This is a genomic window from Comamonadaceae bacterium OTU4NAUVB1, from assembly GCA_024372625.1.
Lineage (GTDB): Bacteria > Pseudomonadota > Gammaproteobacteria > Burkholderiales > Burkholderiaceae_C > Variovorax.
In genome coordinates, this window is record CP099603.1 from 268,345 (window position 1) to 293,972 (window position 25,628).

The window sequence follows — 25,628 nt, forward strand, 5'->3', positions numbered from 1 at the left end:
GAGCCCACCATGAGCATCTCGAATGCCTTCAAGCGCCTGCTGTGCGCATCCGTCCTCGCCATCGGCCTGTGCGTCGGGGCCCAGGCGCAGACGACGCCGATCCGCGCGCTGGTGCTGTACGACCAGCCCGACGACGGGCCCTACGCGAAGCTCGGCATGGCCTACGCCATCATGCTGCGCAACCTGCTGGGGCACTGGAACACCACCGTGGACATGAAGCCCGTGCAGGGCTACACCGCCGGCCAGGTCGATCAGTACGCGGTCACCTTCTACCTCGGCTCCTACTACGACCTGCCGATCCCGCCCGCCTTCCTGGCCGACGCCTACGGCACCACGCGGAAGATCGTCTGGTTCAAGAACAACCTGTGGCAGCTGGCATGGCACCCGGGCTACACCGGCTTCGCCGCCAAGTACGGCTTCAACTTCTCGAGCCTGCGCGGCCTGGACGCCGCGCCCACCCCGGCCAATCCCAACCCCGGGTTCTTCGACACGGTCACCTACAAGACGCGGCCGCTGAAGAAGTACTACGCCTTCGACGCGGCGAGTGGGGCCATCAACGCCGATCCGGACGTCGGGGTCGCGCAGATCGTCGACGCGGCGAAGGCGCAGCAGCTCGTGCCGATCGGCAATTCGCGCACCGGCGAGGTGATCCCCTATGTGGTGAAGGGCGGCAACTTCTGGTACTTCGCCGACCTGCCGTTCTCCTACATCGGACCGCGCGACCGCTACCTCGTCATCTGCGACATGCTGCACGACATCCTGGGCGTCGACACCCCGACCCAGCAGCGCGCGCTGGTGCGGCTGGAGGACGTCAGCGCCCTGGTCAACCAGAACACCATGACGGTGCTGTCGAACTACCTGCGGTCGAAGTCGATCCCCTTCGGCGTGGCGGCCATCCCCTACTACCACGATCCGCTGGGCGCCTACAACGGCGGCGTGCCCCAGACCGTGCGGATGACCACCAACGGCACGCTCGCCCGCACGCTCAACTACGCGATCCAGAACGGCGGGAAGATCGTGCTGCACGGCTACACCCACCAGTACGCCAACTGGAAGAACCCGCACACCGGCGTGAGCGGCGACGACTACGAGTTCTGGGACATCGTCAACAACCGCGTGCTGCCCGTGGACACCGTGGCGGCGCACAAGGCGCGCATCCAGTCGGGCGTCGCCGAACTCAGGCGCGGCGGTTTCACCGCCTTCGCCTGGGAGCCGCCGCACTACCAGATGTCTCCCAATGCCTACACGGCGGCGACCCAGGTGCCGATGAACCCGCAGAAGCCGACCAACTTCACCACCTGGCAGCGCGCGGTCTACTACACCGCCACCACCCCCGACCTGCGGCCGACGGCGGCGAACCGGGACTTCGCCGTCGGGCAGTTCTTCCCCTACATCATCCAGCGCGACCACTACGGCCAGCGGATCCTGCCGGAGAACCTCGGCAACATCGAGTACGACATTCGCGAGATCGATCCGTCGTCGAACTTCAACTACACCTGGGAGGACCTGAAGCTCAACGCCGAGAACGCGAAGGTGGTGCGCGACGGCTTCGCGTCGTTCTTCTTCCATCCGTTCTGGCTGGAGCCGGAGATCGGCAAGCCCGGCTTCCAGGACCTGCAGTCGATCATCAACGCCATCGAGGCGCTCGGCTTCCAGTGGGCCGACGCGAGCACGCTGTGAAGACATCCCGCCGATCGCGTCCCGGCGCCGCCCGCGCCGCCCGCTCCGTCCTCGTCACCCGTGCCCCTGGCGCTCGCGGCGCCCCTGGCGACCTCGCGGCGGGCTGCCTGCTGTGCCTCTCGCTCGCCAGCGCGCCCGCCGCGTCCGCCGCGTCCGCGTTCGACGCGTCCGGCGGCGGTGGCGGTGGTGCGGCCGCCGTCTCGGCCGCGGCGTCCGGCGCGATCGGCTTCGTCGGGCGCGAATTCAACCGCTTCCGGGCCCACGCGCGCTTCGACCGTGCCTTCCGCATGCTGGCGGCCCAGCGGTTCGACGAGGCGGGACGCGATTTCGCCGATGGCCTCGCGCTCGACCCCGATCACCTGGCCGCGCGCCTGGGCTATGCCCAGCTGCTCGGCCGGCGCGGTGCCTATGCGGCGTCGGTCGCGCTGCTGGACGCGGCGCGCCCGGCCGACGGCCTGCCGCTGACGGCGCTGCGCCTGCGCGCCCAGATGCGCGCGGCCGCCGGCCAGTGGGCCGAGGCCATCGCCGACCACCAGGACGTCGTCGCGCACCCGGCGGCCAGCGCGGCGGAACGGCGCTTCGCGCTGGAGTCGGCGGCCGACCTGCACCTGCGCCTCGGGCAGCTCGACCAGGCGCTGGCCGCGCTCGAGCGCCTTCCGGCGGGCGACCGCGACGCCACGCCCACGCTGCTGCGCCGGGCGTTCGTCTACGAGCGGCTGCAGCGCTTCGGCGACGCCGCCGCCGCCTACGGGGAGGCGGCGTCGCGCGCCGATGCGGCCGCGCGCGGGGCGCAATGGCGCGATGCGCAGCGCGTGGCCGCCACGATGGCCGTGGCGCACCACGCGCAAACGGTCGCCTTCGCGCTCAACCTGCCGGCGCCGGCGCCGGGTGCCGGGGCGGACGCGTCGGTGCCCGCCGCCGGCCGGTCCGGCGCGGCGCGCACGACCGCGCACGGCGCCGCCGAGGCGCCGCGACGGGTGCGAACGGCCCAGCGGCTCGCCTTCGCGCAGTCGAAGGCCGGCCACTGGGGCGCGGCGGCCGACATCCAGGAACGCCTGCTCGGCGAGGGCGGCCTGACGGCGGCCGAGCGGATCGAAGTCCTCGGCCAGCAGGCCTACGCGCTGAGCCAGCTCGGCGACCACGCCGCCGCCGCCCGCGCGCTCGAGCACCGGGCCGCGATGCCCGGGGGCGACACCCTCGAAACCCTCGAGCGGCTGGCGCACGCCCATGCGCTGGCCGGCCGGCCCGAAAGCGTCGCCGAGGCCCAGCGGCGCGCGCTCGACCAGGCCGGCGCCACGCCGGAGGAATGGCTGGCGCTGGCGCGTCGCCTGGTCGCCCTGCAGCGCACGCTCGGTCGCGACGACGACGCGATCGCCACCTACCGCGCGATGCTCGCGCGCGAGCCCGGCGATGGGCGGGTCCGGCTCGAACTGGGGCTGCTGCTGCAGGCACGGGATCGCTGGCCGGAGGCCGAGCCGCATCTGGTCGCGGCCGCCGGCGACGCCACCGACGGCGTCGCCACGCTGGCGCTGGCGCGCGGACTGAAGGCGCGAGGGCGGGGCGCGGCGGCGATCGAGGTGCTGCAGCGCGTGCGCGGCGCCGATGCCCGAGCCGAAGCCGAGGCCGCGTCGTCCCTGCCCGTGGCGGTGCGCAAGCAGGTGCTCGACGAACTCGGGTACCTGCGCGAGGCCGCGGGCGACCTGCCCCGCGCGGCCGAGGACTGGCGCGCGTCGCTCGCGCTTGCGCCGGACCCGCGCATCGCGCTGGCGCTGGCCAGCGTGCAGCTGCGCGACGGGCAGGGCCAGGCCGCGCGCGGCACGCTTGACGAACTGGCCGGAACGGCCCCCGACGACGACGAGGCGCAGGCCGCGCGGCTGGACCTGCGCTGGCAGCTGGAGACGGCCCAGGAGCGCCACGCGGCCGCGCACGAGGCCGCCGCGCAGGCGCTGGCGCTGCGCCCGTCGGCCGCGCGGCGCTACCAGCTCGGGCGGTCCGAGCGCGAACTGGGCCGGTTGCCGCAGGCCATGGCGCAGTTCGAGCAGGCCTTCGCCGAGGACGCCCGCACCGAATACCTCGACGCCCTGGCCTACGGCCACCGGGCCGCCGGGTCCTACCCGGAGGCCGTGCGCGCCTTCGAGGCGCTGCTGCAACGCCATCCGGAGCGCGACGCCCTCTACGCCGACCTGGCCTACACGCTCATGCGCGCGGGCGACAACGACCGCGCCGCCGAATGGTTCAAGCGCGCCATCGATCGCCGCATCGAACGCGACGAGACCGTGAAGCTGGTCCAGGCGCCCGGCGCGCCGCTGCCCGCGATCACGCCACGGCGCGAGGACGACGAGCTGCGCGCCCTGCGCGACGAGGTGCGCAAGCTCACCGAGCGCTGGACCCTGAGCGCCTACGAGTCGCTGCGCGGGGGGCGGAGCGACCGCGCCAGCACCATCGCAGGGGCCGAGTCGACCGGGCTGATCCCGTCGCAGGGCGGCGTGGAGGTGGCGTGGCGCCCGCCGGTGGTGGGGTTGCGCGACGAGCGCACGCTGGACGTGTTCGCGCGCCTGCTGTGGTCCAACCAGCCCGGTTCGCTGCGCATCGACAGCGCCAGCCGGCAGGCCGGCGTCGGCGTGCGCTACAAGCCGCTGCGCGAGCACTCGTTCTACCTCTCGGCCGAACGCCTGATCGGCATCGGTGCCAACGCGCAGGACGACTGGCTGCTGCGCGCGTCCTACGGCTGGAGCAGCGGCTACGAGATGCGCGCCAACCAGGCGTCCTGGAACTACACCACGCTGTTCGCCGACGTCGGCGCGTTCAGCGACCGGGACCACACGCGCGCCTTCTACGTGGAGGCGCGCCAGGGCCGCAGCTTCCGCGTCGGCGAGCGCTGGATCCTGACCCCGCACGTGGTGGCCGATGCGCGCCGGCAATGGCCCGACCCCGGCCGCTTCAACTACGCCGAGGTCGGCGGCGGCGTCTCCGCGCGCTACGTGTTCAACGAATCGCGCTACGTCACGCCGCGTTCCAGCGCGGAATTCGTGCTCCAGTACAAGAAGGGTTTCGACGCGGCGAAGAGCGGCTGGCTGCTGACCTCGGTGCTGAGGTTCTGATGCCCGGCCCGCTGGCGAGGGCGAGGGCGCGGGAGGAGGCGGAGGCGCCCGGGCGGCGGACGGCGCTCGCGGGCCTGCTGGCGGCGGGCTGCCTGTTCGCGGGCTGCGCGTCGACGGCGCCGCGCCGCGCGTCGTCTCGCCTGGACGGGACGGTGGTCCAGTTCACCCCGGCGCACAACCTGTACACGCGCGGCGACTGGACGCGGCTGTTGCAGGCCCTGCGCGCGCTGGGCATGACGCGCATCGTCGTGCAGTGGAGCGTCGACGGCACGACCGCCTACTACCCGTCGCGGCACTTCCGCATCGGGCCGATGCCGCCGCTGGAGACGCTGCTGGACCTGGCCGAGGCGGCCGGCATGCGCGTGCTGGTCGGCCTGGCCCACGACCCGCAGTACTGGCGCCACATCGCGGGCGAACCCGCCGAGGTGGCGCGCCACCTCGGCGCGTCGCGCGCGCGCTCGCTGCGCGCGGCGGGCGAACTCGCGCCCCGGCTCGCGCGGCGCGACGCGTTCGAGGGCTGGTACCTGAGCGAGGAGATCGACGACGTGAACTGGCGCGAGCCGGCGCGCCGCGCCGTCGTCGCCGCCCACCTGGGGGAACTGACCACGGCCCTGCGCGCGCTGGACGCGCGCGCGCGCATCGCGATCTCCGGCTTCGCCAATGCCGGGACCGACCCGGCCCTGCTGCGGGCGTTCTGGGACGCGCTGCTGGCCGAGGCGCCGGAGCTGGGCGTCGTGATGTTCCAGGACGGCGTGGGCGTGGGCAAGCTGTCGCTCGACGAACTGCCCGGGGTGCTGGACGCCGTGCGGCGCGCGGTCGAGGGCCGGGGTCGGGAGCTGCGGGTCATCGTCGAGGTGTTCCGCCAGACCGCCGGCGCGCCCATCGACGCGGCGCCGTTCGCGGCCGAACCCGCGCCGATCGAGCGGGTCCGCCGGCAGGTCGCGATCGCGCGGGCGTTCTCGGCCAGCCTGCTGGCCTTCACCGTGTCGGACTACATGAGCCCCGGGGACACGCCGGCCAAGGCGCGGCTTTTCGAGGCCTACCGCCGCGCCTGCGTGGAGGGCGACTGCTGAGCGCGACGGCGCCGCCGTGCCCGCGCCCGGGGGCGCGTTGCGGTTAACCTCGTGGCTCCCGAGAGCCGCCGTCGCCGGGCGATCGCCCGCCCCGCCGGCGTTCCAGCCGCGATGGCGAACCGAGGTGAACTTGTCCACGACCCGATCCGACCCGTTCGTCGACCCGCGCCTGTGCGGACAGGACGACCACACCGACCCGTTCGTCGCCCTGGTGCGCGCGACCGAGATGCCGATGATCCTGACGGACTGCCGGCTGCCGGACAACCCGGTCGTCTTCGCCAACGACGCGTTCTGCCGCATGACCGGGTACGCGCGCGAGGAGGTCGTCGGGCGCAACTGCCGCTTCCTGCAGGGCCCGGAGACCGACCGGGCGGCCGTCCAGCGGATCCGCGAGGCGGTGCGCGAGGCCAGGACCGTGCGGGTCGACCTGCGCAACCACCGCAAGAGCGGCGAGCCGTTCTGGAACCGGCTGATCGTCGGTCCGGTGCGCGACCGCGCCGGCGAGGTCGCCTACTTCTACGCCAGCCAGGAGGACGTCACGCTCGAGCTGGAACGCGTCAAGGGCCTGGAGACGTCGAACGCCGTGCTCACCGCCGAACTCGCCGACCGGGTGCGGGCGCTGGAGGCCGCCGAGGAGCGCCTGCTCGCCGCGGCCGAGGCCGGCGACCTGGGCATCTGGGAGTTCGACCTGGCCACGGGGACGCTGTTCGCGTCGGAGCACTGCAAGCGGAATTTCGGGCGCGACGTGACGCGGCCCTTCCACTACGACGAGCTGCTGGAGGCGGTGCACGAGGACGACCGGGCGCGCATGCGCGCGGCCGTCGCGCACAGCGTGGCGACCGGCGAGGACTACCGCATCGAGTACCGCGTCGTGCGCCCGGACGGCCGGCTGTCCTGGGTCAAGATCCAGGCGCGCCTGAAGCGCGACGCCGCGGGCGCGCCGCTCTACCTGGCCGGCACCTCCCAGGAGGTGACCGAGGCGGTGATGGCGCGGCGCCGCACGGAACTGCTGCTGGCGCTCGAGCGCGAGGTCTTCGGCGCCATCGACGACCCGGCGGAGATCGCGCGCGGCGCGGCCGAGGCGCTGGGCCGGGCGCTGGACGCGGGCCGGGCGGGCTACGGGACGGTGGACGCCGCCGCCGAGACCATCGTGATCGAGCGCGACTGGACCGCGCCGGGCACGCCCACGCTCACCGGCACCGTCCGCTTCCGCGATCACGGCGACTGCATCGACGAACTCCGGCGCGGCGCGATGGTGGTGTTCGACGACGTGCTCGCCGACCCGCGCACGCGCGGCCACGCCGACGCCCTGATGGCCATCGGGGCGCGCTCGGCCATCTACATGCCGATCACCGAGGCCGACGCGCTCGTCGCGATGCTCTACCTCGCGGCGCCCGGCGTCCGGTCGTGGACGGCCGACGAGATCGCGCTGGTCCGGGAGGTGGCGCACCGCACGCGCCAAGCGGTGGAGCGCCGGCGCGCGGAACATCGCCTGCGCGATCTGGCGGCGTCGCTCGAGCGCCAGGTGCGCGAGCGGACGGCCGCGCTGATGCAGTCCGAGGCCGCGCTGCGCCAGGCGCAGAAGATGGAGGCGGTGGGGCAGCTGACCGGGGGCCTCGCCCACGACTTCAACAACCTGCTGGCCGCGATCTCCGGCAGCTTCGAGCTGCTCAAGCGCCAGGGTCGCGACCAGCCGGGCCTGCAGCGCCACGTCGACATGGGGCAGACCGCCACCCGGCGCGCGGCCGCGCTCACGCACCGCCTGCTCGCGTTCTCACGCCAGCAGACGCTGGAGCCCCGCTACATCGACGTCGACCGGCTGATCGAAGGCTTCGAGGACCTGGTGCGGCGCACGATCGGCCCGCAGGTGACGCTGGACGTGCGTGCCGGCGCGGGCGTGTGGCCGGTGCTGGCCGATCCGGGTCAGCTGGAGAACGCGCTGCTCAACCTGTGCATCAACGCGCGCGACGCCATGCCCGACGGCGGGAGCCTGGTCGTGGCGACGGGCAATCACGCGCTGGACGAGGCCGGCGCCGCCCGCCACGGCCTGGCGCGCGGCGACTACGTGGCGATCTGCGTGACCGACACCGGCAGCGGCATGCCGCCGGAGGTGATCGCGCGCGCCTTCGATCCCTTCTTCACCACCAAGCCCATCGGCGTGGGCACCGGGCTCGGGCTGTCGATGGTCTACGGCTTCGCGCGGCAGTCCGGCGGCCAGGCCCGCATCTGCTCGAGCGAGGGCGCCGGCACGACCGTGTGCGTGTACCTGCCCCGCCACGAGGGCGAGGCCGTGCCCGAGCGCGCCGCGCTGGCGGGCGCCACGCCGGGCGCCGACGCCGGCCGGGGCGAGACCGTCCTGGTCGTCGACGACGAGGCGTCGGTGCGCGCGCTGATGGTCGAGCGGCTGGGCGAACTCGGCTACCGGGTGCTGCAGGCCGCCGACGGTCCGCGCGCGATCCAGGTGCTGCAGGCCGACCGCGACGTGGCGCTGCTGGTGACCGACGTGGGATTGCCCGGCGGCATGAACGGCCGCCAGGTGGCCGATGCCGCGCGCGTCCTGATCCCGGCGCTGCGCGTGTTGTTCGTCACCGGCTACGCCGAGACCGCCGCGCTGAGCCACGGCCACCTGCCCGAGGGCATGCAGGTGATGACCAAGCCGTTCGAGCTGAGCGCGCTGGGCCAGCGCGTGCAGGCCCTGGTGCGCGCGGCGCGGGACTGAGGCGCCCGCGCGCGGCCTCAGCCGCCGTTCGCGCGCCAGCTCCCGGCGCTGCGCCTGGCATTCGGGAAGTGGCCCCGGTCGCGCGCCCACAGGAGCGCCGCGTTGCGGCTGTGGACGCCGAGCTTGGCGTAGATCTTCGCGACGTGGTTGCGCACCGTGCCGAGCGCGACGCCGAGCCGCTTGGCGATCTCCTTGTCCGAATCGCCGCCGCACAGGGCCTCCAGCACCTGCTGCTCGCGCCGTGTCAGGTGATCAATCACGGCCTTGCCGGCGCGCTCGCCGGGCCGCTTGACGTTGGCCAGCTTCTCCACGAGCGACCGGCTGAACCAGGAGGTGTCCTGCAGCACCAGCTCGATCGCCGCGACCAGTTCCATCTCCGAGCGCCGGCGCTCGGTGATGTCCAGCCAGGTCAGCAGGATGCAGGCCTGCCCGTCGATCGACACCCGCTCGGCCGACGCCAGCCCGTCGACGGGCTCGCCGTCGCCGAAGTCGATGCGCAGGTCGATGTTGCGCGCGCTCGCGCTGCGTCCCAGGTGCTTCTCCAGCGTCGCCACGAACGGGTCGAGCCAGCGCGACACCTTCGCGGGCGGCGGGCCCAGCAGGTCCCCGGCGTCGCACGACGCGGCCAGGCAGAACGCCTCGTTGACGTCCAGCAGCCGCAGGTCGTCCGCGCGCAGCACGGCCGTGGGCACGGGCAGCATGCGGAACGCCTTCTGGAAGCGCTCGTCGCTCTGGCGCAGCGAGGCCTCGGCGCGGCGTCGCGGTTCGAGGTCGACGAAGGTGAACAGCATGCAGGCTTCCTCGCCGATCTCGATGGGCTGGCCCGCCACGATGACCGGCTTGTGCCCGCCCGGCAGGCGCAGCACGGACTCCATCTGCGGGATGGTCTCGCCGTGGCGCAGGTGGGCGATGGCGGTCTCTCGCTGCGCCGCCTGCGCGAAGACGTCGAACTCGTAGACCGTCCGCCCGATCAGGTCGTCGCTCTCGCAGCCGGTCATGTCCAGGAAGCCGCGGTTGACCTTGACGTAGCGCTGGTCGCTCAGCCGGCAGATGATGGCCGGCGCGGGATTGGCGTTGAAGGTGCGCTCGAAGCGCAGTTCGGCATCGGCCCATGCGCTCGCGTCGTGCAGGATGAGCACCAGCACGTCGGGATCGCCGTCGGCGTCGGTCAGCACCAGGCTGCGCACGCGGTGGACCCAGCTGACGTCGTGGTCGGCGGCGAGGAACACCTCGACCACCACGTCGGTGAATTTTTCCCCGGAGATGACCCGCTCGATCGGATAGCGCCCGTCGGCGAGCGCGTGGTTGTTGCGATAGCGCAGCCGGAACCGCTCGCGGTACTCGGTGACGTCGCGCCCGAGCGCGCCGAGTTCAGTGACGCCGTGCATGCCCAGGGCGGCCTCGTTGGCCCACAGGATCGTCTGGTCGGGCTCGATCAGGATGACGCCTTCGGTCAGGCCGGCGATGATTTGCTGCAACTGCCGGCGGTCGGTGTTGCGCTGCAGGGCGGTGTCGATCATGGAAAAGCGGGGCGAACGGCTCCGCCGGGGACCATCGGTCGCACCGGAGGGAACACGGGTCGGGGTCGGTGGTCCGTGCCGACCGGTGTTCGGACCAGCCACCGGTTACCGCGCCGGGCCGTGGGGCCCGGGTGGCTGGGTGGGTTCTCGGGGCGCGCCGGTCCGTTCAGGACGCGTCGGCGCGGGGCGGGGCGACGCTCAGCGGCGCGCCCACATCGCGCCGACGACGAAGAAGACGCCGGCGACGATGGCGACCGTGCCGATCGGGTTCTTCACGGCCGACTCGCGCAACTGCTCGACGACTTCGCCGTACCCGTACTGGGCGTCGCCGGCGGCGCGGCGGACCTTGCCCTTGACCTCATTGCCGGTGTCGCCCGTGGCGGCGCCGAATGCTTCCTGCACGCGGCCGGCGATGTTCTGGAAGGTGCCTTCGGTCTTGTTGAACATGTGGATTCCTCGGATAGGTTGGAGTGGATGGAAATGAGACGAATGGGCCCGGCTCGGTGCGGGAGGGCGCCGCTTCCGGCGGTCTAGCCCGGCTTCTTCCGGGTGGTCTCGCGGGCGATCTCCTGGGCTTCGCCGGCGCCCTTCTGGGCCTTGCCGACGGCTTTCTCGGTCGCGCCCTCGGCCTCCAGGCTGTCGTTGCCGATCACCTTGCCCAGGGCTTCCTTGACGGAGCCCTTGACTTGCTTCAGCTGGCCTTCGGTCGTGTTCTTGTTCATCGGACGGGTCCCGGAGATCGCCCGCAGCAAACCGCTGGGGGCATTCGCATCGCTCGCGAACCCGACCATGCTAAGCAATGCGTCGCGCGCTGGACGCCTTCAGATGCACTACGGCATGTAGTGCATTTGAACCATTTCCTGTAGTTCCGTTCGTGACGCGTAGGTGACGTTCCCGCGGACCCGTAGGGCCGGGTTCGGGCGCCTACGTGGTGGGTGCCGGGGTGGGCGGCCAGGGCGCGAACGGCCGGAACGACACCGTCGCGTCGCGCGCCATCTGTGCGTCGAGCGCGCGTTCCCAGGCCAGGTAGTCGCGCCAGGCGTCCGGACGGCGCTCGGGCGGGAGGCGCATGACGGAACCCCAGTCGTCCTCGAACGGGGTGAGCAGCTGCCAGGGCGCCCACTCGCGCTCGGTGGGCAGGCCGGCGTCGCGCCACGCCCGCGTGCCGCCGTCGAGCCAGGCGGCCGCGCCCGGTCGGCGCTCGCACGCGTCGCGCGCCGCGAGCCGCGCGGCGCGGCCGTCGGGCGACGTGAAGACGATGCGCGCGCCCGTCCCGAGGCCGGCCAGCGGCGCCCAGGTGAACGGCAGCAGGAAGCGGGCGCGCGGCAGGTGATGGCGTTCGTACTCGGCGCTGGGTCCGACGTCGATCACCTCGACGTGGGCGGACCCGTCCGCCAGCAGGGCCGAAAGCCGCGCCGGCGAGAGGGCCTCGCCTTCGGCCGCGCCGGCGGTACGCGCCGGCGCCGGCGAGCGGCGCGGCGTCGGCGCCCCGCACGGCGTCGGCGCCCCGCACGGCGGTGGACCGTCGAGGATCAGCACCTCGGCCTGGTCGAGTTGCGTCAGCCAGTACGACGTGACGGCGGCGCGCAGCCGGTGCGTCTCGTCGATCAGCACGATGCGGGCGTGGCGGGTGCCCACGAGGTTCTCGAAATGCATCAGCAGCTGTCCGCCGGCGACCGCGCGCACGGTGACGCCGTCGCCGTCGCCGTCGCCGTCGCCGCCGTCGCCGCCGCCGTCCTGCCAGGGCGCGCCGTCGACCGCGCCCGGGCGCAGATCGAAGGCGTAGAGCGTGCGGTCGGTCGCCATCCGCAGGCGCGCCAGCGCGTCGGGACGCACCCGCGCCAGGCGATGGCGGTCGATGAGCGCGTCGGCCCGGCGGCGCAGTTCGCCCGCCGGGGCGTCCGGCAGGGCGAAGGCCGGATCGGCGTCCGCCACGGCCGGCGCGCCGTCGAGCGTCCACTGCATGACGCCGTCTTCCAGGAAGCGGGCGTCGGGGTGGCCCAGCACCCGCAGCGTGGTCGCGCCGATGATGCCGCGCGTGCGGCTGAAGCAGTTGACGATCCAGGGACCGGCCGCCGCCCCGGCGCCCCAGTCGCGCAGCGCGAGTTCGGTGCCGGCGTGGTTGGCGCCCCCGGGCAGCGCCAGGTAGGCGTACTCGTCGGCCGGCCGGGCGTCGACCAGCGTGACGGGTTCGCCGGCCGCCCGCCGCCCGCGAAGCAGGGCACCGGTAACGCCGGGCGTCGCGTGGTGGCGGCGCATCCGGTCGCCGAAGGCCTTGACCAGGGCACCGTAGCCGTCGATCACCGGCAGGCCCTCGGCGATCCAGCCGGCGACGCCGCCGGCGAGCACGCGCACGTCGGTGTAGCCCAGGCGCCGCATCAGGAGCGTCCGGGCGCGCAGCGCCGGTCCGGGTCCGCCCGCCGCGCCGTCGGACCCGTCGGCCCCCGCGTCGTCCACCAGGATCACCGGCGTGCCCCGTCGCGGCACCATCGCGCCCACGTCGAGTTCGAGGCACGACAGCGGCGCCATCCGCGCAAGCGCGAGGTGGGCGCGGACGTAGGCGCGCGCTTCCCGCACGTCGAGCAGGGCGAGTTCGCCCCGTGCGCGCAGCGCCGCGTGGAGGTCCGGCGGCGTGATGAAGCGGGCGGGGGCGGCGAGGGTGGGGGGCGTCGTGGGCGTCGTGGGCATCGGGGGTGGCGCGGTCGGCCGGGGAATGCCGCAGGCGCGACCGGTCCGACTCTAGGCGGCGGCCCGCGCCACGCCAAGCAGGGTTTCCGCATGTGCTCACTCGCAAACGTCGCAAGCGCGCCGCCGCGACGGCGGCACCATGGCCGCCTCGCCGTCGCACCGCCTTCCCCGAACGATGTCCCACGATTCGCCGTCAGCTCCGTCCGCGCCGTCGGTTGCAGAAACCGGTGCGCCGGGTGCGCTGCGCCGGCGCTGGCATCGCCACGAGGTTCCGACGCTGCTGCTCATCGCGCTGGTCTACGCGGTCTGGGCGGCGCTGGTGTGGTGGCACCGGCAGATCCCGCCCGTCGCGCTGTTCCTGCTCGGGGGCTACACCGTGCAGCTGCACGGCTCGCTCCAGCACGAGGCCATCCACGCCATGCGCCACGTGCCGCGCGCCCTGCGCCTCGCGGCCGTGTGGCCGCCGCTGAACCTGTGGCTGCCCTACGCGCTGTTCCAACGCAGTCACAGCGCCCACCACGTCAACTTCCACCTCACCCATCCGGGCAAGGACACCGAGAGCGCCTACCACGCCGCCAGCGCCTGGAACGGCTACGGACGGCTGCGGCGCGCGGTCGCCCGGGCCGACCAGACGCTCGCCTTCCGGATGGTCGCCGGGCCGTGGCTGCGGCTGGCCGGCTTCGCCCGCGCGGAGGTCGCGCGCCTGGCACGCGGCGACCGCTCTCACCTGGGCATCTGGGCGCGCCACGCGCTCGGCGTCGCGGTCCTCCTCGGGATCGTGACGCAGCTGGCGGACATGGCGGCGTGGACGTACGTCCTGTGTTTCGTCTACCCGAACATGATGCTGGGCGCGCTGCGCGCCTTCACCGAGCACCGCTGGGAGGCGTCGCCTCACGGGCGGGTCGCCATCGTCGAGTCGAACGCGCTGTTCGGGCTGCTCTACCTCAACAACAACTTCCACCACGTCCACCACCGCGCGCCGACGATGCCGTGGTACCGCATCCCGGCGCACTTCCGCACCCACCGCGCGGCCATCCTGGCGGCCAACGGCCATTTCTATTACCGGGGCTACGGGCAGATCGCGCGGCGCTACCTGCTGCGGCCGGTGTTCGAGCCCGTGCACCCGCGCTGGTAGGGGGCCGGGGCGCGGGCGCCGCCGGGGTCCGGGCCTGGCGCCGCCCGCGACCACGTATCCTCGGCGGCGCGCGTCACGCCGGCCGTCCGCCGGCGCCGCCGGCTTTCCATCCCGCTGCCCGTTGCCCCCACGCCCGACCGAATGCCCCCGTCGCCGTCCGCCCCGAACCGCTCGTTCCTGACCCAGATCCGCCGCATGCGCGACGCGCTGCCGCCGAGCGAGCAGCGCCTGGGCGACTTCATCCTGGCCTTTCCGGGCGACCTCGCCAGCTACACCGCCTCCGAACTGGCGGCGCTGGTCGAGGTCTCCAACGCCACGGTGACGCGCTTCGTGCGCCGGCTGGGCTACGACAGCTACGAGGCGGCCCGGCGTCACGCGCGCGAGGCCCGCGCCGAGGGCTCGCCCCTGTTCCTGAAGCCGCTGGGCCAGGGCGCGCCGGAAGGCTCGATCGACGCCCACGTCCAGCGCGCCCACCAGAACATCGCGGCCACCTTCGCCGACCTGGGCGAGGACACGGTCGACGAGATCGCCGGGGCCATCGCCCAGGCGCGCGGCGTCTGGTTCGTGGGCTACCGCAACAACCGCAACTTCGCCGCCTACCTGCGCTGGCAACTCGCGCAGCTGCTGCCGCGCACGCAGGTGATCCCGGGGCCGGGCGAGACGCTCGCGGAGTACGCGGCGGACCTCGACGGCGGCGACGTGCTGGTGCTTTTCGCGCTGCGGCGCAGCCTCGACGTGGCCACGCGCTTCGCCGAGCAGGCCGTCGCCGCCGGCGCGCGCGTGCTGTGCGTGACCGACGCGCAGTCCGGCGCTCCGGCCGGCGCGCACTGGGTGATCCGCTGCCATTCGGGCTCGCCCGGGCCGCTGGACAACCACGTCGCGCTGATGCTGCTGTGCGACCTGCTGGCCACCCGCGTCATGGCGCAGGCCGGTGCCGCCGGGCGCCAGCGCCTGTCGCGGGTCGAGGCGGCGCACGACGCCCTGGCGGAGTTGCGGGCGCCGTCCGACGCCCGCCGGCCGGCGTCCTGAGCGGGGGACCGGACGCGGCCCGCCATCGCCCGTCGATGAAAAAATGATTTCATCAAGCGAGTGGCATGAAAAATGCTTTTCTTGACGCGGTCCTCGGAGGAGGCACCAGCAGCGGGCGTCGCACCATCGCGCGCCCTTCGCAACGTCACGGAAAACGAGGATCCGACATGGCAGGAGCCCCCATCGCGGCATCGTCCGCCCCCCAGACCGCGCAGATGCGCCAGCTCGAGGACGCGCTCGACGGCATCGGCGTCACGCGCTCCCACAAGACCATCATCTTCCTGGTGGTGTGCGGCGTCCTGTTCGACGTCTTCGAGCAGAACGCGGTCGGCCTGGTCGGGCCGCTGCTGCGCGCGCAGTGGGGCCTGAGCGCGACCGACATCGGCTTTCTCAACACCATCACCTTCATCGCTGCGGCGACCGGGCGCCTGGGCTCGGGCTACTTCGCCGACCGCAAGGGCCGGCGCTTCATGCTCAACGTGAACCTGGCGCTGTTCACCTTCGGCGCCATCGTCTGCGCGCTGGCGCCCAACTACACGGTGCTGTGCATCGGCCGCTTCGTCGTCGGGCTGGGCCTGGGCGGGGAGATCACGACGGCGGTGACGATGCTGGCGGAGTTCTGCTCGGCGCGCTTCCGCGGCACGGCGGTGGGGCTGATCAACGTCGGCGGCGGCGGGCTGGGCAACATGCTCGCGCCGGCCTTCGCGCTGCTGGTGTTCGCGATCTTTCCCGGCGCCGACGCCTGGCGCTGGCTGTTCGCCTGCCTGGTGCTGCCGGCGGTGTTCATCGTCTTCTACCGCCGCTTCGTGCCGGAGACGCCGCGTTTCCTGCTGTCGCAGGGGCGGGTGAGGGAGGCCAACGAGGTGCTGTCGATGCTGGCGTCGGGCCGGCTGGCCAACGGCCGCTGCGAGGTGCGCGACTACATCACCGCCGGCGCGGAGACGCTCGCGCCGCCGCGGCGCCGGGCGTCGCTGGGCGACATCTTCAGCGGCCCCTACGCGCGGCGCACCGTCGCGGTGGGCATCGCGTCGTGGATGACCTTCGGCGCGCAGCTGTCGGTGCTCACGCTGATGCCGACCATCCTGGTGGCGCAGGGCTACTCGATCACCAGGAGCTTCGCCTTCACCATCGTGATGCAGAGCGGCAGCCTGCTGGGCGCGATCGCCGCCTCGGTCATGGGCTACCACTTTCCGCGCAAGCGCGTCCTGACCTTCGGCGCGATCGCGGCCTGCCTCGCGGGACTGGCCTTCGGCAACCTCACCAGCAGCGTCGCCATGATCCTGCTCTTCGGCGCGCTGTTCCAGTTCTGCGTGCTGACCCTCAACACCTCCATCTGGATCTACGCGCCGGAGCTCTATCCGACCCGCATGCGCGGCCTGGGCGTGTCGTTCCTGCTGGCGTTGGGCACGGTGGGCGGCGCGCTGTCGCAACTGGCCGCCGGCCGGATGTTCGACCTGTACGGCGTGGCGGGCATGTTCGGGATGATCGCGGCGATGTACGCGATCTTCGCGGTGGCGGTGCAGTTCGCGCCGGAGACGTTCGGCCGCTCGATCGAGGCCGGAGCGGACGAGGCGGCGGCCGCGCCATGAACGCGCCGGTGGTCCTGCTGATCAACCCCAACACGTCGCGCGCGACGACGGCCATGATGCACGCCGTCGCCCGCGTGGCCCTGCCGCCGGACTTCGCGCTGGAGAGCGAGACCGCCGAGCGCGGCGCGGCCATGATCACCACGGCCTCGGAGCTGGCCACGTCGGTCGACGAGGTGGTGCGGATCGGGCGGCACCACGCGTCGCGCGTGTCGGCGATCGTGGTCAGCGCCTTCGGCGACCCGGGACTGGAACGCCTGCGCGCGGCCGTCGGGGTGCCGGTGGTGGGCATCGGCGAGGCCTCGCTGCGCGAGGCGGCCGCGCTCGGGCGGCGCTTCGGCGTCGCCACCACCACGCCCGGGCTGGAAGCGCCGATCGTCGTGGCCATTGCCCGGCTGGGGCTGGCCGGGCGTTTCACGGGCTGCCGCATCCCGCCGGGCGATCCGCTACGCCTGGCCGCGCAGCCCGCGCTGCAGGACGAGGCTTTGGCCGAGGCGGTCCGCCTGGCCATCGAGCGGGACGGCGCGCAAGCCGTGGTGATCGGCGGCGGGCCGCTGGCGGACAGCGCCGGACGCATCGCGGCGCGTTTCTCGGTGCCGGTGATCGTGCCGGTGGCCGCGGCCATGCGCGCGGTCGCCGCGCTGTGACGCCGTCGCGGCCCCGGCGTCCGTAAGAAAGGGCGTGCCGCGTCCGGCGATGGCTTCCCACGGGCGAGGGCGGGGCGGGCGGCGGCAATGGCGCCTTCCTCGTGACGACGGTGCCGGTCGCCGTCGTGCCGCCGCCTCCCGCTCCCCGTGCGCGCGCCGTCGCGTGCCATCGCCATGCCCCTTCCATCTCCCCCGTCATCCTCCCTGCCTCGCCGCGACGTGCTCGCCGGCGCCATCGGCACCCTGGGCGCCGTCGTCGCGGCGGGCTGCACGAGCGCCGGAATCCGGCACCCGTCGGCGCTTCCCGTGCCGTCCACGCCTGCCACGCCTGTCACGTCGCCGTCCCCGGACGCGCCGCCCGCCGTCGGCACCCTGGAACGGGTGCGCCGCATGCATTGCCCGTCCACGCCCACCGGCATCGCGTGGTCGCCCACGGGGCGGCTGTTCGTCTTCATGCCGCGCTTCGACGCCGCGACGCCCTTCACGGTGGGGGAGGTGGACGCCGAGGGACGGGTGTCGCCCTATCCCGACGCGGCGACCCACCGGCCCGACGCGCGGCGCCCCGGCGCCACGCTGGTGCACGTGCCCAACGGCGTGTTCGACGCGGCGGGACGGCTGTGGCTGCTCGACGCCGGCCTGCCGAGCGGTTCGAGCCCGCCGCTCGCCGGCGCCGCCAAGCTGGTCTGCATCGACATCGCGACCGACCGCGTGCTGCGGGTGATCCCGCTGGACGCGGTGGTCGTGGCGACGTCCTCGCTCAACGACCTGCGGGTGCGAGCCGGCGGGCGCGGGCGCGAGGTGGCCTACGTCACCGACCAGGGACAGGACGGCCAGGGCGCGCTGATCGCGGTCGATCTCGCCAGCGGCCGGGCGGTGCGGCGGCTGGGCGCGCACCGCAGCACGGCCTCGGTCGAGGGCATCCTGAAGATCGTCGAGGGGCGGCCGGTCGAGCGCGTGGACGCTTCGGGCCGGCGCAGTCCGGTCAAGGGCGGCGCCAACGGCATCGCCCTGAGCCACGACGGCCGGACCCTCTATTACGCCCCGCTGATGGGTCGCAACCTGTACGCGGTCGACGCGCTGGCCCTGCTCGACGCGCCCGGCGACGCCGCCGTGGCGGCCACCGTCCGGGATCTGGGCGAGAAGGGCATGACCGGCGGGCTGGCCTGCGACGACCGCGACCGCGTCTACCTGGCGCTGCAGGAATTCGACGCGATCGGCCGGCGCGACCCCGACGGCCGCATCGAGATCCTGGCGCGCGACCCGCGCCTGTCGTGGCCCGACACCTTCCACCTGGCGAGCGACGGCTGGCTGTACTGCAACGCGGCGCAGGTGCAGCGCCGCGCCGAATACCACGGCGGCGAGGACCGCCAGCGGCCGCCCTACGACCTGTTCCGCATCCGGGTCGACGCCGGCCCGGCGGCGGTGGGCTGATGGCGATGGAAGCGACCGCCCTGATCGTCACGCTGCGCATGGACCCGGACGCCGCCGCGCGCTTCACGGCGTTGCGCCAGCGTCATTTCCCGCCCCACCGCAACTGGCTCGATGCCCACGTCACGCTGTTCCACGCGCTGCCGCTGGCGGCCGAGGACGAGGTGCTGCGCGACGCCGCCGAACGGGCCGGCGCGACCCTGGCCTTCGCCCTGCGCGTCGACCGGCTGCTGTTCCTGGGCGGCGGCGTCGCCTACGGGATGACGTCCGCGCGCGCGCTGGACCTGCGCCGCGCGCTGGCCGGGCGCTGGGACGCCTTGCTGTCGCGCCAGGACCGCGCCTGGCAGGGGCGCCTGCACGTCACGGTGCAGAACAAGGTCGAGCCGGCGGTGGCGCGCGCGCTGCAGGCCGAGCTCGAACGCGACTTCGCGCCGCACGACGTCGGCGCGACCGGCCTGCAGGTCTGGCGCTACGTCGGCGGACCGTGGGCGCACGTCGCGACGCTGCCGTTCGTCGCCACGCCGTCCGTGCCATCCGTGCCGTCCGCGCCTGCGACGCCGCGCGGCTGAGGCGCCGGGCCTCAGCGGATGTGCAGGTGGGTGGAGTGCTTGACCTCCTCCATCACCGCGTAGGTCCGCGTCTCGCGCACGCCCGGCAGCCGCCACAGCACGTCGCCGGCGAAGCGGCGGTAGGCGTTCATGTCGGCACTGCGCGTCTTGAGCAGGTAGTCGAAGCCGCCGGCCACCATGTGGCATTCCATGATCTCGGGGCGCACCTGCACCGCCGCCTTGAACTCGTCGAAGACGTTGGGCGTCGTGCGGTCGAGCAGCACCTCGACGAAGACCAGCATCCCGGCGCCCAGCCGCACCGGATCGAGCCGTGCCTCGTAGCCCAGGATGAAGCCGTCGCGCGTGAGGCGCTGCACGCGCGCGAGCGTCGCGGTGGGCGACAGGCTCACCGCGTCGGCGAGCTTCAGGTTGGACAGGCGGCCGTCGGCCTGGAGCAGGGCCAGGATGCGCAGGTCGATGCGGTCGAGCGAGGCGGGCGGCGCCACCGGGGAGTCAGGCGTCATGGCATGGTGATTCGTTGGGTGATCGGGCTCGAATTTGGTGAAACATTCTGCCTCGATCGCCGGATGATGGTCAGATCCACCAACCCGCCATCGCCATGCCGAACCTTTCCACCACGCTGCCCGTGCCTCCCTTCGCCAGCGGCCTCGCGCCGCCGCGCGACGCGCTGCGTCGTGCCATCACCGCCGCGACGCGCATTTCCGAGCCCGATGCCGTGGCGCCCCTGCTGACGCGGGCGCGGCAGGCGCCCGACGAGGCACGGGCGTCCCAGCGGCTCGCGCTGAAGCTCGCCGCGACCCTGCGCGAGCGCAAGGGCGCGGGGGGCCGCGCGGGGCTGGTGCAGGGGCTGCTGCAGGAGTATTCGCTGTCCTCGGGCGAGGGCGTGGCGCTGATGTGCCTGGCCGAGGCGCTGCTGCGCATCCCGGACGCCGCCACGCGCGACGCCCTCATCCGCGACAAGATCGCCGAGGGCGACTGGCATCGCCACGTCGGGCGCAGCCCGTCGCTGTTCGTCAACGCCGCGACCTGGGGCCTGATGCTCACGGGGCGCCTGGTGGCCACGCACAGCGAGCGCGGCCTGTCCACCACGCTCGCGCGGCTCGTGGGCAAGGGCGGCGAGCCCCTGATCCGCAAGGGCGTGGACATGGCGATGCGCGTGATGGGCGAGCAGTTCGTGGCCGGCGAGACCATCGCCGACGCGCTGCGGCATGCCGTGCCGCAGCAGGCGCGGGGCTTCCGCTACTCCTACGACATGCTCGGCGAGGCCGCGCTCACCGGCGACGACGCCCGGCGCTACCTGGGCGACTACCGCCGCGCCATCGACGCCATCGGCCGTGCCGCGGCCGGCGCCGGCCACCAGGCGGGCCCGGGCATCTCGATCAAGCTGTCGGCCCTGCACCCGCGCTACGTCCGCGCGCAGCACGACCGCGTGATGGCCGAGCTCTACCCGCTGGTGCGGGACCTGGCCGTCCAGGCGCGCGGCCACGACATCGGACTGAACATCGACGCGGAGGAGGCCGACCGGCTGGAACTGTCGCTGGACCTGCTCGAACGCCTGTGCCACGAGCCCGCGCTCGCGGGCTGGCACGGCATCGGCTTCGTCGTCCAGGCCTACCAGAAGCGCTGCCCCCGGGTGATCGACTTCCTGATCGACCTGGGCCGGCGCAGCGGCCACCGGCTGATGGTCCGGCTGGTCAAGGGCGCCTACTGGGATTCGGAAATCAAGCGCGCCCAGGTCGACGGCCAGGCCGGCTACCCGGTCTACACCCGCAAGCCGCACACCGACCTGGCCTACCTGGCCTGCGCGCGCCAGCTGCTGGCGGCGCCCGAGGCGGTGTACCCGCAGTTCGCCACCCACAACGCCCACACCGTCGCGGCGATCCACCAGATGGCCGATCCGTCGGCCTGGACGCCGGGCCAGTACGAGTTCCAGTGCCTGCACGGCATGGGCGAGCCGCTCTACGAGCAGGTGGTAGGCGACCCCGCCGCCGGTGGACTGGGGCGGCCGTGCCGCATCTACGCGCCGGTGGGCACGCACGAGACCCTGCTGGCCTACCTGGTGCGCCGGCTGCTAGAGAACGGCGCGAACACGTCGTTCGTCAACCGCATCGCCGACCCGACCCTGGCGCTGGCGTCGCTGGTGGAGGACCCGGTGGAGACCGTCGAGCACCTGGCCCGGACGGAGGGCCGCGCCGGGCTGCCGCATCCGTCGATCCCGCTGCCGGCCGACCTCCTGGGCCCCGCCCGGCGCAATTCCACCGGCCTGGACCTCTCCGACGAGGACACGCTGCGCGACCTCGCACGGTCCGTCGCCGAGGCGGCCAGGCGTGCGTGGACGGCCGCGCCGATGACCGGCGCGCCGGCGGCGGGCACGGGCGGCGACGGGCCCGCCGCTCCGGCGACGCCCGCCGGACCGGCGTTCGAGGGCGCGCGCGTGGAGGTTCGCAATCCGGCCGACCGACGCGACCTCGTCGGCCACGTCATGGAGGCCGCGTCCGGCGACGTCGAGGCGGCGCTGGCGGCGGCGGACGCGGCGGCCCCGGCCTGGGCCGCCACCGCGCCGGCCGCGCGCGCCGACGCCCTGGAGCGGGCCGCCGACGCGCTGCAGGCGGACCTGGGGCCACTGATCGGCCTGCTGGCCCGCGAGGCCGGCAAGACGGCGGCGAACGCCGTCGCCGAGGTGCGCGAGGCGATCGACTTCCTGCGCTACTACGCCGCCCAGGCGCGCGCCGACTTCGCCGTGGCGACGCACCGGCCGCTGGGGCCGGTGGTGTGCATCAGCCCCTGGAACTTCCCGCTGGCGATCTTCCTGGGCCAGGTCGCGGCCGCGCTGGCGGCGGGCAACCCGGTGCTGGCCAAGCCCGCCGAGCAGACGCCGCTGGTGGCCGCGCACGCCATGCGCCGGCTGTGGGAGGCCGGCGTGCCGCCGGGCGTGGCGCAGCTGCTGCCGGGCCGTGGCGAGACCGTCGGCGCCATGCTGGTGGACGACGCCCGCGTCCAGGGCGTGCTCTTCACCGGGTCGACCGACGTCGCCCGGCTGCTGCAGAAGTCGCTGGCCCGGCGCCTGGGCCGCGACGGCCGGCCGGTGCCGCTGGTGGCGGAGACCGGCGGGCAGAACGCGATGGTGGTCGATTCCTCGGCGCTGGCCGAGCAGGTGGTGGCCGACGTCATGGCCTCGGCCTTCGACAGCGCGGGTCAGCGCTGCTCGGCCCTGCGCGTGCTGTGCCTGCAGGAGGAGGCGGCCGAGCGCGTCGTCGCGATGCTCAAGGGCGCGATGGCGGAGGCCCGGCTCGGCGACCCGGCCCGGCTGGCCGTGGACGTCGGCCCGGTCATCGACGAGGATGCGCGCGCGGGCATCGAGCGCCACGTCGAGGCGATGCGCGCCAGGGGCCGCGCGGTGTTCCGTGCCCGGTACGCCGGCGCCGATGCCGTCGACGAAGGGGACGCCGGCGCGGCGACCGCCCACGGCACCTTCGTGGTGCCCACGCTGATCGAACTCGACGACATCGCCGAACTCCGGCGCGAGGTGTTCGGGCCGGTGCTGCACGTCGTGCGCTACCGCCGCACCGACCTCGCCGGGCTGCTCGAGCGCATCGCGGCGACCGGTTACGGGCTGACGATGGGTCTGCAAACGCGCATCGACGAGACCATCGCCCAGGTGACGGGCGCGGCGCGCGCGGGCAACGTCTACGTGAACCGCAACATGGTGGGGGCCGTGGTGGGCGTGCAGCCGTTCGGCGGCGAGGGCCTGTCGGGCACGGGTCCGAAGGCGGGTGGACCGCTCTACCTCTACCGGTTGCTGTCGCACCGGCCCGACGACGCGCTGGTCCGCGCGGTCGGGGCGGCCGGCGCGGCGGCACCGGTGCCCGCAGGGATCCGGGGGACGGAACGTCCGGCCTTCGACGCGCTGCGCGCCTGGGCGACGGCCGCCGGCCCGGCCGGACTCGGCGCGCTGTGCGACCGCCTCGCGGAGCAGCCCGGCCCGGGCGCCGCGCGCGAACTGCCGGGACCGACCGGCGAGCGCAACGTCTACACGCTGATGCCGCGCGAGGCCGTGCTGTGCCTGGCCGACGCCGACGCGGACCGGCTGGGCCAGCTGGCGTCGGTGCTGGCGGTGGGGGGGCGGGCGGTCTGGCCGGCGGAAGGGGCGCCGCTCGCCGCGCGACTGCCGGCGCCGGTGCGGGCGGCGATCACGCTGGTGGCCGACTGGCGCGGCGACGGCGCGGACGTCGATGCCGTGCTCCACCGGGGCGACGCCGCGTCGCTGCGGGCGGTCAATCAGGCGATGGCGGCGCGCCCGGGGCCGATCGTCGGCGTCCACGGCCCTTCGTCGAATGGTGCAGCGGCGCCGGCATGGCCGCTGGAGCGGCTGGTCGTCGAACGCGCGACGAGCGTCAACACCGCCGCGGCGGGTGGCAACGCGAGCCTGATGACGATCGCCTGAGGCGCGGTCCCGGCGCCGTCCCCGGCGCCGGGGGATGGCGGCACCCGCCTCAGTGCCGCTCGGACGGCGGCGTCGCGAGGTCGCGCGCCTGCAGGGCGACGTCGAACAGCTTGGCCTTGCCGGCGTAGTAGCGCTCCAGGCGCCATTCCTTGAGGATCGAGATCGCCAGTTGGAAGGAATCGATGTCGAGCGCGTAGAGGCTGGAGATGTCGAAGTTGCTCTCCGACTCCAGGGCCAGCACGAGCCGGGCCAGGGTCTTGGCGGTCGGGGTCGCGGGGTCCTGCGTGATCAGGTGGCGGGCGGTCTTGATGGCGTGCATGGGGTCACCTCGGCGTGTTGGAAAAGGACCGTCCCGGCGCCCGGCGCACCCGGACGAGGGCTTGCGGGGACGTCGGACATGACCGTTTGTAATGATTTCGTACCCAGTATAAACACCGTGTCGCCGACGCGACCTGTCGCCTCGCGACCGTGACGCCGGACCTTGCGTGCCGGTCCCTTCCTCGAGCGCCGCCCGCCTCCGTCCCACAGGGATTTGACGTGCCTTGTATAGTACTAAGGTACTCTAAACTCAGGCCATGGGATTCCGATGTTCCGTCCCGACCCGTCCGATCACCGGCCCATGACGAAAGTCGCGACGCCTGCCGGCACGCGCGCCCGAGGCGACCATGCACCGGCTCGCGGACCCGCGCCACGTGCCGCCGGCCTGGTCGTCAAGCGCGCCATCGACATCGTCGGCGCGCTGGCGTTCTTCGCCTTCTTCGGCCCGCTCTACGTCATCGTGGCCGCGTGCGTCTGGCTCGGCGGCGGCCACCCGGTGCATTACCACCAGACCCGCATGGGGCGCGGCGGGCGGCCGTTCCGCTTCCACAAGTTCCGCTCCATGGTGATCGATTCGGACCGGGTGCTCGAGGCGCACCTCGCGCGCGACCCGGCCGCCCGCGCCGAATGGGACACCTTCCAGAAGCTGGAGAACGACCCCCGCATCCTGCCGGTCGGCCGCCTGATCCGCCGCCTCAGCCTGGACGAACTGCCCCAGTTCTGGAACGTGCTCAAGGGCGACATGAGCCTGGTCGGGCCCCGGCCCTGCATGGAGCGCCAGCGCGCGCTCTACGGCGCCGCGTGGCCGCACTACACGGCGATGCGTCCGGGCCTGACCGGCCTGTGGCAGGTGAGCCAGCGCAACGAGCAGACCTTCGCGCAGCGCGTGGCGCTCGACGTCGCCTACGTGGAGGACTGGTCCCTGTGGCTGGACTGCCGGATCCTGATGCGGACGGTGCGCGCGGTGCTCTTCGATGGCGAGTGAGGACGGGCACCCGCGCGATTTCCCGGGGCTCGGCCGCAGCATCCTGCTGGTGGGCGCGCACGCCGACGACGTCGAGCTCAACGCCGGCGGCTCGATCCACAAGTGGCGCGAGCAGGGACGCGACGTGCGCGTCGCGATCCTGGCGGGCGACGCGTCGCGCCCGCGCCATGTGGAGAGCCTGGCCGCCTGCATGCACCTGGACGTCGACCACGTCTACGCGATGGGCGGCCGGGACACCTCGCTGCACGAGGGGATGCCGGGGCTGATCGAGGCCCTGGAGGCGATGCTGCGCGACCACGCCGTGGACACCGTGCTCACGCATTTCCACGCCGACACGCACCAGGACCATGTCAGCGCCTACCGGATCACGGTCGCGGCCGCGCGCAAGGTGCCGAACTTCCTGATGTTCAAGCCCACTTTCCCCAGCGGACGCACCGACATCCCGTTCCAGCCGAACGTCGTGAGCCTGCTGTCGGTGGGCAACATGCTCGCCAAGGTGCGGGCGCTGGACGCCTTCAAGAGCCAGCGCGTGAAATATGGCGACGAGAACTGGGGCCGCGCCATGCACGCGGTCGCGCAGGGCGACGCCTGGACCTACGCCGGCGTGCACGGCCATGCCGAGGTGTTCCAGCTCGGACGCATCCGGATCTGAGCCGGCGCGCGCCGCCACTGCGTCGGTTCTTCTTACACGCAAGGGTGCGCAGTT

At 73.6% G+C, this 25,628-nt stretch carries 19 protein-coding genes; 13 read left to right on the plus strand and 6 right to left on the minus strand.

Annotated features, from left to right (window positions below):
- Window positions 1-9: 9 nt before the first annotated feature.
- From NF681_01190 to NF681_01205, 4 genes are all read left to right on the plus strand, one after another.
- Window positions 10-1,680, plus strand: coding sequence for a DUF2334 domain-containing protein (locus tag NF681_01190; GenBank protein ID UST52221.1), 1,671 nt, complete (start codon window positions 10-12; stop codon window positions 1,678-1,680).
- Window positions 1,677-4,781, plus strand: coding sequence for a tetratricopeptide repeat protein (locus NF681_01195; GenBank protein ID UST52222.1), 3,105 nt, complete (start codon window positions 1,677-1,679; stop codon window positions 4,779-4,781). The genes NF681_01190 and NF681_01195 overlap by 4 nt, the downstream gene beginning before the upstream one ends.
- Complete coding sequence (locus tag NF681_01200; GenBank protein ID UST52223.1) at window positions 4,781-5,854, plus strand: DUF4434 domain-containing protein; 1,074 nt, start codon at window positions 4,781-4,783, stop codon at window positions 5,852-5,854. Before NF681_01195 ends, NF681_01200 begins: the two co-directional genes overlap by 1 nt.
- A gap of 130 nt (window positions 5,855-5,984) precedes the next feature.
- Window positions 5,985-8,573: a PAS domain S-box protein gene (locus NF681_01205; protein UST52224.1), complete on the plus strand. Its 2,589-nt coding sequence runs from the start codon at window positions 5,985-5,987 to the stop codon at window positions 8,571-8,573.
- 17 nt (window positions 8,574-8,590) lie between these two features.
- Here NF681_01205 and NF681_01210 read toward each other — a convergent pair whose 3' ends face one another.
- The 4 genes from NF681_01210 to NF681_01225 form a co-directional block, all read right to left on the minus strand.
- A complete protein-coding gene (locus NF681_01210; protein UST52225.1) occupies window positions 8,591-10,093 on the minus strand; it encodes a helix-turn-helix transcriptional regulator in 1,503 nt (500 codons plus the stop codon).
- Window positions 10,094-10,291: 198 nt separating this feature from the next.
- Window positions 10,292-10,540, minus strand: a complete 249-nt coding sequence (locus tag NF681_01215) for a CsbD family protein (GenBank protein ID UST52226.1) — start codon at window positions 10,538-10,540, stop codon at window positions 10,292-10,294.
- A gap of 83 nt (window positions 10,541-10,623) precedes the next feature.
- On the minus strand, window positions 10,624-10,815 hold the full coding sequence (locus tag NF681_01220) for a CsbD family protein (GenBank protein ID UST52227.1): 192 nt from the start codon (window positions 10,813-10,815) through the stop codon (window positions 10,624-10,626).
- A 202-nt stretch (window positions 10,816-11,017) separates the two neighbouring features.
- Entirely contained in the window at window positions 11,018-12,781 is a 1,764-nt protein-coding gene (locus NF681_01225) for a rhodanese-like domain-containing protein (GenBank protein ID UST52228.1), read from the minus strand.
- A gap of 175 nt (window positions 12,782-12,956) precedes the next feature.
- Here NF681_01225 and NF681_01230 point away from each other — a divergent pair, with 175 nt between their 5' ends.
- The 6 genes from NF681_01230 (at window position 12,957) to NF681_01255 (ending at window position 19,175) form a co-directional block, all read left to right on the plus strand.
- Window positions 12,957-13,916 (plus strand): fatty acid desaturase, encoded by a 960-nt coding sequence (locus tag NF681_01230; GenBank protein UST52229.1) that lies wholly within the window; start codon window positions 12,957-12,959, stop codon window positions 13,914-13,916.
- 141 nt (window positions 13,917-14,057) lie between these two features.
- Window positions 14,058-14,945 (plus strand): MurR/RpiR family transcriptional regulator, encoded by an 888-nt coding sequence (locus NF681_01235; protein ID UST52230.1) that lies wholly within the window; start codon window positions 14,058-14,060, stop codon window positions 14,943-14,945.
- A 167-nt stretch (window positions 14,946-15,112) separates the two neighbouring features.
- Window positions 15,113-16,534: an MFS transporter gene (locus tag NF681_01240; protein ID UST52231.1), complete on the plus strand. Its 1,422-nt coding sequence runs from the start codon at window positions 15,113-15,115 to the stop codon at window positions 16,532-16,534.
- On the plus strand, window positions 16,531-17,178 hold the full coding sequence (locus tag NF681_01245; protein UST52232.1) for an aspartate/glutamate racemase family protein: 648 nt from the start codon (window positions 16,531-16,533) through the stop codon (window positions 17,176-17,178). The genes NF681_01240 and NF681_01245 overlap by 4 nt, the downstream gene beginning before the upstream one ends.
- 390 nt (window positions 17,179-17,568) lie before the next feature.
- Complete coding sequence (locus tag NF681_01250) at window positions 17,569-18,609, plus strand: major royal jelly family protein (protein ID UST52621.1); 1,041 nt, start codon at window positions 17,569-17,571, stop codon at window positions 18,607-18,609.
- Window positions 18,610-18,614: 5 nt separating this feature from the next.
- Complete coding sequence (locus NF681_01255) at window positions 18,615-19,175, plus strand: 2'-5' RNA ligase family protein (GenBank protein ID UST52233.1); 561 nt, start codon at window positions 18,615-18,617, stop codon at window positions 19,173-19,175.
- Window positions 19,176-19,186: 11 nt separating this feature from the next.
- On the opposite strand, the gene NF681_01260 is transcribed toward NF681_01255, so the two are convergent.
- Window positions 19,187-19,678: an Lrp/AsnC ligand binding domain-containing protein gene (locus NF681_01260; GenBank protein UST52234.1), complete on the minus strand. Its 492-nt coding sequence runs from the start codon at window positions 19,676-19,678 to the stop codon at window positions 19,187-19,189.
- A gap of 95 nt (window positions 19,679-19,773) precedes the next feature.
- Between NF681_01260 and putA the strand changes: the two genes are divergently transcribed.
- Entirely contained in the window at window positions 19,774-23,619 is a 3,846-nt protein-coding gene (putA, locus tag NF681_01265; protein ID UST52235.1) for a trifunctional transcriptional regulator/proline dehydrogenase/L-glutamate gamma-semialdehyde dehydrogenase, read from the plus strand.
- Window positions 23,620-23,668: 49 nt separating this feature from the next.
- On the opposite strand, the gene NF681_01270 is transcribed toward putA, so the two are convergent.
- Window positions 23,669-23,938, minus strand: coding sequence for a hypothetical protein (locus NF681_01270; GenBank protein UST52236.1), 270 nt, complete (start codon window positions 23,936-23,938; stop codon window positions 23,669-23,671).
- A gap of 300 nt (window positions 23,939-24,238) precedes the next feature.
- On the opposite strand from NF681_01270, the gene NF681_01275 reads away from it, so the two are divergent.
- Together NF681_01275 and NF681_01280 are read left to right on the plus strand one after the other, a co-directional pair.
- Window positions 24,239-24,922, plus strand: coding sequence for a sugar transferase (locus NF681_01275; GenBank protein ID UST52237.1), 684 nt, complete (start codon window positions 24,239-24,241; stop codon window positions 24,920-24,922).
- Window positions 24,912-25,574 carry a PIG-L family deacetylase gene (locus tag NF681_01280; protein UST52238.1) on the plus strand — a complete coding sequence of 221 codons (663 nt, stop codon included), beginning with the start codon at window positions 24,912-24,914 and terminating at the stop codon, window positions 25,572-25,574. The genes NF681_01275 and NF681_01280 overlap by 11 nt, the downstream gene beginning before the upstream one ends.
- Window positions 25,575-25,628: the final 54 nt, after the last annotated feature.